Origin of the sequence: Streptomyces sp. AM 4-1-1 (assembly GCF_029167625.1) — a bacterium.
Classification (GTDB): domain Bacteria; phylum Actinomycetota; class Actinomycetes; order Streptomycetales; family Streptomycetaceae; genus Streptomyces.
In genome coordinates, this window is the sequence record NZ_CP119145.1 from 3,238,712 (window position 1) to 3,250,932 (window position 12,221).

Genomic DNA, 12,221 nt, shown 5'->3' on the forward strand with positions numbered 1-12,221 from the left:
ATGTGAAGTGGTGCGGCCGTAAGGAGTTGTGGGTGCGCACTCCTACGGAAAGTGAAGTAGTCAGCCTAGGGAAAGGAGTTTACCGGGCAAAGTTTGCGTCCGTCACCTTGGACGAACGGGGTGAGATGAGCAAACGCAACGGGCCACCGCTAGTCACTGCCGTCCGATCGGACGACTCTGCTACGGCTCGTGGCAGCACAGGCGGATTCGCGACTGCCAGCGGAGAGGGAGGCCAAGAAATCCGCTGGTGGCCGACTACCATTACTTTCCCCTCCGAAGGTCGCTGGGAGGTAAAGGAAGTTCTCGCCACCACTACTGTTCGGTTCACTCTCCGTGTGTCGAAAGACTAAGGATTCCAGAGCTGCCGGGTAGATACAGGCGGTAATGCCTCTACCTCAGAGGTGCACCCGCGCACCACGAAGTTGGACGGGGGGATCCTCAGCAAGTCCGCGGTACCAGGACCGACCTTCACTAGCATCCGCGCCGCGCGGCCCCGGCGGGCCAGACCACGTCGACCGCCAGCCCGGCCTGGCGGGCTTGCCCCACAGTGTCGGCAGTTCCGCCGCCCTTGCCTGAAGGAGGTGTGCCGTCCCACACCGCGACGAGGCGATCCGCGCGGCGCAGCAGCTCGGCGTTCGCCGCCTCGTAAGCAGCCCGGTTCGCCGTCGCGTGGGGCAGCGTCACCACCTCCCCGGCCGTCTCGACCAGGTGGTCGAAGACTGCGGCGTGGGCCGGCTTCACCTTCGTGGCGCGGTAGTCCTCGCAGGGGATCACTGCGACCAAGCGGCCTCCGATCGCGGTCACCTCTTCCGCGAAGAGGCTGTCTGCCCCCGCAGCGATGCACGACACCCCGGTCAGGTCATCGCTGTACTCGGCGAGCAGGTCTCGCAGCGCGGCCCGTACCAGTGGCACGGTCTCGTCGGTCAGGTCCATGTGCCCGGTCACGGCAAGTGTCGTCATGCGCTCGTTCCTCAGCTCGACAGGAGGTCGCGGATACTATCGCGCGCCTCGCGCACCGGACGTGAGGCGCTGTGTCCCACGGTGTACGGGTACAGCTGCCCAAGCTGTGCACGGACACGCCCCGACTGCGTACCTCGCGCGGCCTGAACCGCCAGGACAGTTTCAGCGGCCGCGCTTTGGACGTCACCGGCGAGGAACTGGCACTCCGCCAGGCCGATGCGGTCGAGCGCGTGGGAGCGCCCGGCCTCGGCACCGCGGGATGCCAGGGCAGCCCGGATTTCGTCCGCAGCCTGGGCGGCGTGGCGGCGCGGGTCAGTGCGGGCGAGGTCAAGTAGCCGCCCCCCGGTGACGCCCGCGAGTTCTGCCTCGTCGAAGTAGGCGATCCAGTACGGCTCGTCGCCATCCTCGCCTGCGTCGGCGAGTGCCTCGGCCGCCTTGGCGGTGGCCCGGTGGAATCCGGCGATGCGTCCCTGCGCGGCGTATGCCCACGCCTCGCGGGTGTGGAGCATGGCTCGGGCTCGTGGGCCGATCGCGTCGCGGACGCCCTCCTGGGCGAGGTGGATCAGCTGGAGTGCGTCGTCGGCCCGGTCACGGTAGAGCATCTGGCGGGCCATGCCGGCCAGCACGTTGGCTCCGAAGACGACGTCTCCTCCGGCGTGGGCGGCGCGCAGGGCGAGGCGGAAGATTTCAAGTCCAGTGAGACGGTCGTGATGCTATGAGGTTTGTGGTGCGGGTTCCCTGCGCTTGGCTGGGTCGTTGATCCATGCCTGCTGGGGTATCCGGGGTGGTCGGGGGCGGCGGCCGAAGCGTTCGGGGTGGCGGATGTATGCGTCGGCGAGGGTGACGGCCCGCTGGTCGCGGACCTCCTCGGCGGTGCCGAAGTGCACGCTGGCCGGTGTGTGCCAGCCGATGCCCGAGTGCCGGTGTTCGTGGTTGTAGTACGCGATGAATGCCTCGAACCACTCGCGGGCATGGGCCAGCGAGTCGAATCGTTCGGGGTAGTCGGACATGTACTTCGTGGTCTTGAAGTGTGCCTCGCTGTAGGGGTTGTCGTTGGAGGTCTTCGGCCGCGAGTGCGACCGGGTGACGCCGAGGTCGACCAGCAGCTGCGAGACCCTCTTGGAGGTCATCGAGGTGCCGCGGTCGGCGTGCACGGTCTGGGGCACGATGCCGTTGCGGATGATGGTCTCGCGGATCAACTCCTCGGCCCGCACCGCTGATTCGGCCCGCTCAACGGTGTGGCCGACGATGTAGCGGCTGAAGATGTCGATGATGACGTAGGCGTGATACCAGGTGCCCTTGACCGGTCCGGCCGCCTTGGTGATGTCCCAGGTGAACACCTGCGAGGGTCCGGTTGCGACCAGCTCGGGCACTGCTTTGGCGGGATGAGCGGCCTGCCGTCGGCGCTCACCGGACTGACCCTGCTCGCGCAGGATCCGGTACATCGTCGAGACGGAGCAGTAATAGCGGCCGGCGTCCAACTCGCGGGCCCAGATCTGGGCGGGCGCCAGTTCGGCGTACTCGTCGCTGTTCATCAGTTCCAGGACGGCAGAGCGCTCCTGGTCCGTCAGGGCCGAGGGCTGCACCTGCGCGTGGGAGCGGGGTGCGCGGACTGTCGGGGGCTTGAGGCTGCGATAGTGCGTGGCACGTGAGCGACCGGTCAGCCGACACGCGGCCGTGATGCCCAGCTGAACCTCGACGCCGGTGAACGCCTCGTCCACGACAGGGACTGCGGCAGGCTTCAGTCCGCGCTCTCGGAGATCATTTCCAAGAGCGCGGAAGCTTTTCCCATCACCTCGAGTGCGGCCCTGTTCCGGGCCAGGTCCTTCTCCAGCCGTGCCACCTGCTGCCGCAGTTTCTCGTTCTCCACCTCCGCGGCGGACTTCTTCCCACGGGCCGGGCTCGTGCGGCGGTCGACCAGGTTCTCCAGGGCCCGGGCGTCCCGGGCGGCCCGCCATTCCTTGACGTGCGAGTGGTAGAGCCGTTCCCGGCGCAGGACCGCGCCCTTCTCGTTCCTGGGCGCCGCGTCGTACTCAGCGACGATCCGCAGCTTGTACTCCGAGGTGAAAGTGCGGCGCTTCGGCCTCGGTGCCGGGTCGGACCCGACCGGTTCAGTGCTGGTCATAAGGGGCGATTCTCCTGTCCTACCCTCTCAGGCTAACCCGACAGAGCGGGATGTCTCACCCAAGGCTGGCAGAGAGGGCCCGCACCACTCCAAGGAGCCGATACCGACAACGAAGCCGCCTACGCTGACAGAACGTCTGCGGCAGGCGTTCGGACGGACGGCTCCTGGCGGAGCCAGTAGTACCCCGAGTCCGACTCATGGCCGGTCTTCGGGGTTCTCCGCCCCGGGGGTGGCGGAGACGGCCCAGCGCCAGGGGGCGCCGGACCAGGGAGCTGGGGCCGGGGGCGGCCCCGACCCGGACACGCTTCACGCCGCCCAGCAAGCGATCCTCCGCCCGATGCCTACTGACGTTCCCGTCGTCGGCGAACCCCCTGTGCAGAGCGTCCAGCCAACGATCCGCCGGTTCACCGGCGACGCGCGCCTGAAGCGCGTCGGCCCCTTGCGCTTCACCGACGACGAGCGCACCAGCCTGCGCGAGGCCGCAGCCGAGCACGGCTACAAGGGCGACTCCGGCTTCGCCGCCGACGTCATCCTCGCCTTCGTCGACGGCCGCTTCACCGCGAACCTCCCCCTGTCCGAGGACCGCCGCCGCACCCACATGTTCCGTGCCCAGGTCCTGCGCGCCCTCAACCGCATCGGTAGCAACATCAACCAGATCGCCCGCGCGCTCAACAGCGACCTCAACCCGCCTGACATTCGCCAGCGCCTCGACGAACTCCACCGCCTGCTCACCCTGATCGCCGAGACCCTGCGTCAGCCCACCGACCCGAGGGAGGAATCGTCAACGTGATCGCCGCCATCAAACCGGCCGGGTCCAACACCCGCGGTCTGCTCGCCTACCTCTACGGTCCCGGCCGGCACGACGAACACCTCGACCCGCACCTCATCGCCGCCTTCGCCATGCTCGGCATGCCGGACCCCGGCCGCGACGAACACGCCACCCTGACCGAACTCGGCCACCACCTCGACGAGCCTGTACGCCTGCGCAACAGCGAGTTCGGCAAGCCTGTCACCGACCATGTCTGGCACTGCCCCGTCCGTGCCGCACCCGAAGACCGCTACCTCTCCGACACCGAGTGGGGCGAGATCGCCCAGCGCATCGTGCAGGCAGCCGGCATCGCCCCCGAAGGCGACGATCTGGCGTGCCGCTGGATCGCCGTACGCCATGCGGATGACCACGTCCACATCCTCGCGACCACCGTTCGCGAAGACGGCCGACGCCCCAAGCTCCACGACAGCGGCATCCGCGTCGGCGACGCCTGCCGGGAGATCGAGAAGGACTACGGGCTGCGCCTTCTGAAGAAGGGCGACCGCACCGGCACCCGACGCCCCACCCAAGCCGAGATGCACAAAGCCGATCGCCTCGGCTGGGAGCAGACCAGCCGCCAGTGGCTCCAGGACCGCATCCGCGCCGCCATCCCCCACGCCACCACCACCGAGGAACTCCTCGCCTACCTCGAAGCCGACGACATCCTGGTCAAGCCCCGCTGCGGCCCCTCTGGAGACCTCCTCGGCTACGCCGTAGGCCGCCCCGGCGACCTGAACAAGGACGGCGAGCAGATCTACCACCCCGGCGGGAAGATCGCCCCCGACCTGTCCCTGCCCAAGCTGAAGGCCCGCCTGGAGGCCAGCGCCCCCGAGGAACACCCCACCGCCCGGCGCAACCGACCCGCCACCGCCTGGCATCAGGCAACCGAAGCCCTCGACACCCTCCACACAGAGATCACCGGCACGAGCGCCGACGACGGTGGGGACGCACGAGCGCAGGCGCACATCACCGCCCTGGGCGAACTCATCGAAGTCACCTCCCAGAAAGCCCCGACCGACCTCCGAACCCAACTGCATGCGGCCAGCCGTGCCTTCGCCCGTGCGCAGCGCTCTCAGATCCGTGCCGAAGACCGCGCCGCCCACGCCCTACGGACTGCGGCCCGCGACATCGTCAACACCGCCACCGGCCACGACGGCAGCGCGCTCGCATCCTTGGTCGCCGCACTCGTCTGGGCCGTCGTCCTCGCCGGACGCTGGCACGAGGCCAAGGGGCACGCCCACCAGGCCGACGCCGCCCGCCAAGCCGTCCAGCACCTCCAGTCAGCCGCCGACGACGCGCTCAGTCCGACGCTCACCGAACTGGCAGCACGGCCCTCCAAGGAGGAGACCCGCCGCGTCCTGGCCAACGACGTTCGTGCAGCCGTCCCCGAACACGCCGAGCGGATCCTCTCCGACCCTGGCTGGCCCGCCCTCGCCACGGTCCTCGCCGACGCCGAAGCCGGCGGCCACAAATCCCACGAGCTCCTCAAGGAAGCCGCCGCCCGCCGTGAGCTCGGCACCGCCCACAAGCCCGCCCGTGTCCTGATCACCCGCATCCAGCACACCAGCCGCAACCCCGCACCCAACCGCCGCGCCGAAGCCGCCCGCCTACGGAGCACCACCGCGTCAGCCGGCAACGTGCCATTTTCCGAAACTCGGTCGCCCAAGGCAACCGCAGCGCCCACCAGTCGGCCGAGCCGCCCCGCCCGCCGCTGACCTGGCAAGGAGAGCAAGATCGCAAGAGACCTACATCTGCACAAGGTGGGGGTCCGCAACCGCCGTAGAACAGAGCGCGAAGGTGGTCCCACGCACGGCAGGCACGTGTGGTGGACTCCAGTTCCTCCGCCTTCTGACACTGAGTCGTCACGCCGACGGGTGGGGCGATGTGGTCACAGCCGTTCTGTCACGACTTGGAACTCACTCATAGCCAGGCTGACGAACATGCCTCCACACCTGCGAGCGGTGGACCCCCAACGGCCACGAGCCCGCAGTCACTTGGTACATCTGCAAGTCTGGCCCCGCTTCCCCGCGCACGGGTCTCATGAACGACAGTGCTGTGAACACCACTTCTAGCAAGTCCTGTCCACGCGTGCCCTCTTGGCGCGAGACAGCCTCCACGGCCCGCTGCGTGCAACGCGGTTACTCCTCGCGTCACTCAAATCGCTTGCCAAGATTCCTTCCCTTCCCGTAAGTTTTGGCATGTCCACCCGGTCGGTTGACCACCGAAGAGGGTGACGTTCAGGGGGTAGGGGACCAATAACCAGATGCCGTTTGGCCTATGTGGCCAAGGCTGTATCTGGCATGCCTGGCAATAGCAGGGCAGTGTGGGCCACGGCGTTTTCTACCTGCCCCCTGCCATGTGGCATATCGACCCCTTGGAGAAACGCTCATGCGTAAGTTTCTTGCTATCTCCCCGATCGTCACCACTGCTGTAGCAGCCGTGCTCTCCTTGGGCATTGCCGCGCCTGCACAGGCGGCGAACGGATGGAATGCGACCGTGCAATGCGTCAAGTGGCGTATCTCGGACAGCTCCGCCCACGGTTATTTCAATGGGCATGGGTGGGCTAAGACGCAGGACCTCGCGTGGAAGGCGGCCATCAAGGACGCCAACGACCAGATGACCCAGGGCTACCGCGCGAAGCACTGCGCAAAGAAGACGATCACGAGGGGCTGACGCAGTGCCAACGCGCGCCCTGAACTTCGGCCTGTATGCAGAGGAGCAGGGGCTGACCTGGGTCAAGCAGCTTGTTGAGCAGGCTGTGGACTCTCGAAGTGCTCGGATCGTCAGGCAGAACGTGGCGCACACGGTCTTCGGGAGCGAGCTTACGACGACCGCCGAAGTATATGAAATTCTGGCGGAACAGTGGGCTTGGGAAAATCCTGGGCAGAGCAGCGGTGCGCGGGAGCCGGTTGAGCTGTGCGTCCAGTTGGTGTGCTCCTTGAGAACGTGGCGGGCCATTCGCAAGGAAGTAATCAACAGTTTGTGCCCGGAGGGCATGACGCCCCACGCCTGCCGTGTTCCATGGATCGCTGCCTGATCGGGTTTCCCTGTAGGTAGCTTTGCCGCTGCGCCCCTTGGTTCACCCGGTTCCGCACAAGTCCCGCCCGGCCATCATCCCGAGGGTCGGTGAATGCCTTCCGGGCGAAGTTTAGGGCGGACCCTCGGAAGGCCCCCGCTTCCAGATCGCGGCGCTGCTAGGCGAGCTCTGCGTCCCCGCCTGACAGTTTGATTTGGTTGGGGGAAGAAGTCGACCGATCGGCAGTTGATTGCAGTGCTGCTCAAGCAATGCGCACTGCCCATATTCGGTGCACCATCAATCACTATGTCGCCAGACAGCGCAAGGAAAGTGAGTCAATCATGAAGATGCGAAGCGGAATTAAAGTGGCAGTCGCGGCAAGCATCATAGCCGCCGCAGCCGCCGCTCCTGCGCTGGCTGCGGAGGAGGCCGGTGGTGGCCTGTGGAGCCATGCAGTGGGCGGCACCTACGTCTACTCCAACTACTACCACAAGGATAATTACCACGCCTCTTCGGTCGAAGGAAGATACTGGGCGAAGAGCGGCTGCACCAAGGAAAAGGTGTGGGCCAAGGCTTCGGCGGAAAAAGCCTACACGATTAGCAAGGCGTACTACGACCCTGCGTGTTAGAGCGTTGCTTGCGCGGTCCTGAATCCTAAGCCGCCGACCGGGGCTACGAGGCGTCCGATCTCGCCTCGTAGCCCTATCCTTACAGTCAATTCTTATGACATGCGCTCGCGAGTGCCCAACTCTAGGTAACTGATGCTCCACCGAGGTATTAAGTTCGTCCACGCTGCCGTGCTGATCTTCTCGGCGATGATGTCCTTTCTGTTCGTGCGGGGACTGGACGAGGAGTTGGTGCTGGGGAGCTCTGCTCAAATCTGGATCTCCGAATCTGACGATTCGGTAAGCGGCGCTCAGGTCGCCCGTGCGATTGCCGAATTTTCAGACGTGCATGGGGTCTCGGTCGCTCGCGAGCTTCCGGATGTAAGGAACCCCGATGGCCGGCGGCACCTATATATGGCCTCAGGTGATCCGAATTCCGATACGGCATCATGGCTGAGTCACGGCTACCCCGCGTTCAGTAAACATGTAATCACTAAGGTGCATCCGATTGTCGAGATCGGACAGCGTGATCCACGGGGCTTCTACTACGTATTCGGATCGCCCACTGCCGCAGACAAACTAGTGGCTGAGCTCGACCATCTCGGGCTGAGTGCAAGCGTGCAGCACCCTCTTTCGTATAGCCAGCTGGCCCTGCTCTTCTCAGGTGGCGAACTGCTCTGGTCATTCTGGGTGATTGCTCTCGCCGCAGTGACGATGATCGGCGCGAGCGTGCTGCTGAGCGCGAGGGCATATGGGGTGCTACGCCTGCAGGGTATGTCTTTTGCGGACCTCCTTGTTCGTGATCTCAAGCAGCTGGCGGTGTTCTGGTCGCTTGCTGCTTGCACTGTGGTGGCAGCGGTACTGGCGTCCCTCGGCCTGTACAACGGCCTTGCTTGGCTGGGCCTGTTCGCTTCAGTTGCCGCGTGCCTCGCCGGGCTGCTCCTCCTGCTGGTGCTGGCCGCCCATGCCGCCGCGCTTGCCCTCACTTACCGGGTCGAGGTGCTGCGGGCACTCAAGGGCGAGCTACCTGCCCGGGCGGCATTCGTCTCTACGTACCTGGTCCGCGTTCCCGCAGTGCTGCTCGCCCTCGGCTTTGCGATGGATGTCACTCAGGCGGGCCGGCACGTGGCAGCCCGCCAGGACAACCAGGAAACCTACGCCAAGGCGGGCGACGCCGTCGCCATTCGCCTCAACGGCAGCTGGGGAGGCGACTCTGAATCCGTGGTCGCGCATGTGGGTCGATGGTTGCGCCAGGCCGACGCGGCAGGCGAGATCATTGTTGTCGGACGAAAAGATCTCCAGAATGTCTCCTCAACTGCGCACCTACCACGAGGCGAGATGCTCATTGTCAATGAAACATTTCTCGCCAAAGAGTCGATCCTCGGCCTGAATGGGCAGCGGTACTCACCAGCGCCACCCAGGGGGATGGGGGTAAAGGCTCATTCGGTGCGGGTGATCATCCCTCAATCGCTTTCGCGTCACGCGTCGGACATCAAGGCCGCAGTCCCAGACGTATTCGGGAGACTCGATGAGGATCTCCGCCAACGTCTCAAGGTGGAGCCCCTCCAAGCGAAGAGCGGTCAGGCTGTCTTCGCCTACAATTCGGGTGCTCTAAGCCCTAATGTGGCTTACACGCCAGACGATGACCGGTCCTTGGTGATCGACCCAGTCGTTGTTGTGGTGCCTAATGGTTCCAACATCCTCACCAACGATGGCTATACCACGTATGCGACCCAGGACGGGATCGTATTCACTGACCCAGATGATGTCCTGAAACCTCTTGCGGCCAACGAAAACGGCCTGCAGACCTATGTGGCAGCCGTGAATCCAGTGGGCCAGAATGCCGCGCTGAGGCTCAGAAACGCTGTTAATGACTACCGGCTATTGTTTTTCAATCTCATCGCGTCTGTGGCCGTGCTTCTAATTACCGGGTTCGGCGTTTGCATAATTCATGCGCGCAAGAATTCCCAGGCCGTGTTCGCGCAGCACATCAGCGGTTGGCGGTTCATTTCTACCCACCGCTTCATCCTTGCTGTAGAGGGGCTTCTTGCGATTTTCCTCGCCTGGTGGGTTCCCATCCAGGTGTGGAAGCAGAACCAGGATCTCAAGGAATTTACCTCTCAGGGGATCCCCACTCCCTTCCCGCCCGTCCAGATTACCTCCATGGACCTCGGCGCCATCGCCGGTCTGGTTGCCATTGAATTTTGTGCTGTTCTTCTCGCGCTTGGCGCATTTCATCGGCGCATTGTCAAGGATCGGGCGGCCGGGGCGTGAAGCTAACGCAGGAGACGTCTGTACACCCAGCAGGAGCATAGTTGTGATCGATATCGTAAAGCTGTCGAAAAATTTCGGCACCAGGGAATTGTGGTCTGACGTCACCTATACAATTAGCAAGGGGGAGATGTTGGCCCTAGTTGGCCCTAGCGGATCGGGAAAGTCCACCCTTCTCAATTGTATCGGCCTCCTCGACAAGCCGACTGGGGGTGCAATTTATCATGAGGGCAGGGATATAACGCGGTTCGGGCGGCGCGAGGCCCGTCTGTTTCGCCGTGACATTCTCGGCTATCTATTTCAGAACTACGCTCTGATCGAGAACGCCACCGTAATTGACAATTTGAACATCGCTCTCAAACCGCATCGGGCGCTGCGAGGAAGGACCGGCGCGACGCTCGACGAAGCTCTCGACCGGGTGGGCTTGGTAGGGCGGGGGAACGAGAAGATTCACCACCTCAGCGGCGGAGAACAGCAGCGGGTGGCGCTCGCCCGACTCATGGTCAAGCAACCTGCCCTAGTACTCGCCGACGAGCCAACAGGCGCTCTAGATCACGCCAATGCCGCGGCAGTCATCGACATCCTTCGTGATATGAGCGATGCAGGATGCGCTGTTGTCATTGCCACCCATGATGACCGAGTTCGCGAACAGTGCGACACAGTTTTCGCTGTGAATGCGAACTCTCTCGTCGCTTGATGAGAGCCTCGACGCCCCCATCCGGCGATGATCTAGGGCCATTGTTCTATGTCGGGCGCAGGAAAGGATCCCCAGCAATCGAGACTCCTGTCATTTTCTAGCCCCTTCCTCACACCCGAGGCTACTTGCCGGACGGCGTTCTTCACGCGAGTCCGACGGTGGCTTCGGTCCGCACGCCAATACATGGAACTAAGCGCCTTGATCACTTGCCACCCGTCCGTCTTTCGCCGTCGCGTGCTCATCTACCTGATCCCTCTACTGTGGACTGTCGGCCTCGGTCTGTTGGGGCTGTCTCGGCAGGACAGCGTGTGGCGGGACGAGGCCGCGACTTGGCAGGTGGCACGGCGGTCCGTCGCTGACATCTGGCACATGCTGGGGCAAGTCGATGCCGTGCATGGGCTGTACTACCTGCTGATGCACGAACTATTTGAGATTTTCGGGGCCAGTACCGCGACCCTGCGTTTGCCCTCGGTGCTGGCCATGGCTGTGGCGGCGGCATGCGTGACAGCCATTGGTCACCGGCTGGCTGGAGTCTGGGCGGGCCTGGGGGGAGGAATGGCGTTCGGGCTGCTTCCTGCCGTGCAGTTCTACCTCCAGGAGGGGCGTCCGTATGCCCTGATCGCGGCAGGCGCCGGCATCTCGACACTGCTGTTGGTGACCCTCATGCAGGGGCGCGCCCCGGCGGCGCGCTGGGTGGCGTATGGAGGCACGGTCCTGGTGTGCTCGCTATTGAACTGGCTGTCACTCCTGATTCTGCCCGCGCACTTGGCGACTCTGATCTGGACGAAGGCAGGGCGCAGAACGTGGGCATCCTGGGCGGCGACCGCATCGGTCGCTGTGGCGGCTGCACTACCGTTGGTTCTCTTCAGCCGGACCCAGTCCAAGCAGGTGTCCTGGATACCGCCGCTCACCTGGCACATGATGATCGGCCCGGCAGTCCTGCTGCTGATCGGCGTCCTCGGGGCACTACTGGATCGGCCGATGACTGGCCGGCTGTCGCTGGCGAGCGTAGCTCTACCGCTGCTGGCGGTGCCGCAGATCGGACTGATCGGCCTCTCCCTGATCCAGCCGCTGTTCCTGGACCGTTATGTGCTCTTCAGCATGTTGGGCCTTGCCCTGCTTATTGGAGCGTCGCTGGGTGCAGCGGTACGGTCGGCCGAACCGCGGTTCCCAAGAGCATCGCTGTGGCTCGTGCCGATAGTGGTTGTGGTGGCGGTGGTTGCCCTGTTGCCGCAGTCGCTGGCCAAGCGGTCCCCGGCGAGTCGAGTGGACGATGTCCTGTCGGTGGCGGAGGACGTGAGGCAAATGAAAAAGGTCGGGGAAGCGGTGCTGTTCATACCGGCAGCCCGGCGTGATAGTGAGCTGGTCTCCCCCAATGATTTCGTCGGGCTGCGAGACATCGCGCTGGCAGAGAGCCCTGCGGAGTCAGGGACGCTGCATGGTGAGGAGGCCGGTCCGGAGCGGATACGGACGGTGATGCTGGCACAGCACCGGATACTGCTGGTCACTGATGTGCCTGGAGTGGCCCGTCCGGTGTCCGCGGAGCGGGACAAGGTGAAGATTGCCGTGCTGAAGAAGAACTTCACCGTGGTCGCGGACAAGCAGGTCCGTGGGCGTCGCGTGGTGGTGTACGAGCGCCACTTGTAGTCCGTGCGGCATGTATCCGGAGGCCACCTGCCGAGTCAGTCATGGCGCCGAAGACCTACCGAAACTTCCCAGGCAAGCGTGCGGCTTCAGCG

Annotated in this window: 11 protein-coding genes; 7 read left to right on the forward strand and 4 right to left on the reverse strand. The window is 64.5% G+C overall.

Annotated features, from left to right (window positions below):
• Positions 1–471 precede the first annotated feature (471 nt).
• The 4 genes from PZB75_RS13795 to PZB75_RS13810 form a co-directional block, all read right to left on the reverse strand.
• Positions 472–960 carry a hypothetical protein gene (locus tag PZB75_RS13795; RefSeq protein ID WP_275535595.1) on the reverse strand — a complete coding sequence of 163 codons (489 nt, stop codon included), beginning with the start codon at positions 958–960 and terminating at the stop codon, positions 472–474.
• 11 nt (positions 961–971) lie between these two features.
• On the reverse strand, positions 972–1,586 hold the full coding sequence (locus PZB75_RS13800) for a hypothetical protein (protein WP_343286236.1): 615 nt from the start codon (positions 1,584–1,586) through the stop codon (positions 972–974).
• 87 nt (positions 1,587–1,673) lie between these two features.
• Positions 1,674–2,681, reverse strand: a complete 1,008-nt coding sequence (locus PZB75_RS13805) for an IS3 family transposase (RefSeq protein WP_275533212.1) — start codon at positions 2,679–2,681, stop codon at positions 1,674–1,676.
• Between the two features lie 20 nt (positions 2,682–2,701).
• A complete protein-coding gene (locus PZB75_RS13810; protein ID WP_275533213.1) occupies positions 2,702–3,085 on the reverse strand; it encodes a hypothetical protein in 384 nt (127 codons plus the stop codon).
• A gap of 229 nt (positions 3,086–3,314) precedes the next feature.
• On the opposite strand from PZB75_RS13810, the gene PZB75_RS13815 reads away from it, so the two are divergent.
• From PZB75_RS13815 to PZB75_RS13845, 7 genes are all read left to right on the forward strand, one after another.
• Positions 3,315–3,875: a MobC family plasmid mobilization relaxosome protein gene (locus PZB75_RS13815; RefSeq protein ID WP_275535596.1), complete on the forward strand. Its 561-nt coding sequence runs from the start codon at positions 3,315–3,317 to the stop codon at positions 3,873–3,875.
• Positions 3,872–5,608: a mobilization protein gene (locus tag PZB75_RS13820; RefSeq protein ID WP_275535597.1), complete on the forward strand. Its 1,737-nt coding sequence runs from the start codon at positions 3,872–3,874 to the stop codon at positions 5,606–5,608. Before PZB75_RS13815 ends, PZB75_RS13820 begins: the two co-directional genes overlap by 4 nt.
• 673 nt (positions 5,609–6,281) lie before the next feature.
• Complete coding sequence (locus PZB75_RS13825; RefSeq protein ID WP_275535598.1) at positions 6,282–6,566, forward strand: hypothetical protein; 285 nt, start codon at positions 6,282–6,284, stop codon at positions 6,564–6,566.
• A 684-nt stretch (positions 6,567–7,250) separates the two neighbouring features.
• Positions 7,251–7,538: a lactococcin 972 family bacteriocin gene (locus tag PZB75_RS13830; protein ID WP_275535599.1), complete on the forward strand. Its 288-nt coding sequence runs from the start codon at positions 7,251–7,253 to the stop codon at positions 7,536–7,538.
• Between the two features lie 168 nt (positions 7,539–7,706).
• On the forward strand, positions 7,707–9,788 hold the full coding sequence (locus tag PZB75_RS13835) for a hypothetical protein (protein ID WP_275535600.1): 2,082 nt from the start codon (positions 7,707–7,709) through the stop codon (positions 9,786–9,788).
• Between the two features lie 43 nt (positions 9,789–9,831).
• Entirely contained in the window at positions 9,832–10,482 is a 651-nt protein-coding gene (locus tag PZB75_RS13840; protein WP_275535601.1) for an ATP-binding cassette domain-containing protein, read from the forward strand.
• 183 nt (positions 10,483–10,665) lie between these two features.
• Complete coding sequence (locus PZB75_RS13845) at positions 10,666–12,129, forward strand: hypothetical protein (protein ID WP_275535602.1); 1,464 nt, start codon at positions 10,666–10,668, stop codon at positions 12,127–12,129.
• Positions 12,130–12,221 lie beyond the last annotated feature (92 nt).

Excerpts from the sequence above, each read along its gene's own strand:
- PZB75_RS13810 (WP_275533213.1), bottom strand. The coding sequence starts at position 3,085 with ATGACCAGCACTGAACCGGTCGGGTCCGACCCGGCACCGAGGCCGAAG.
- PZB75_RS13795 (WP_275535595.1), bottom strand. The coding sequence starts at position 960 with ATGACGACACTTGCCGTGACCGGGCACATGGACCTGACCGACGAGACC.
- PZB75_RS13825 (WP_275535598.1), top strand. The coding sequence starts at position 6,282 with ATGCGTAAGTTTCTTGCTATCTCCCCGATCGTCACCACTGCTGTAGCA.
- PZB75_RS13830 (WP_275535599.1), top strand. The coding sequence starts at position 7,251 with ATGAAGATGCGAAGCGGAATTAAAGTGGCAGTCGCGGCAAGCATCATA.
- PZB75_RS13845 (WP_275535602.1), top strand. The coding sequence starts at position 10,666 with ATGGAACTAAGCGCCTTGATCACTTGCCACCCGTCCGTCTTTCGCCGT.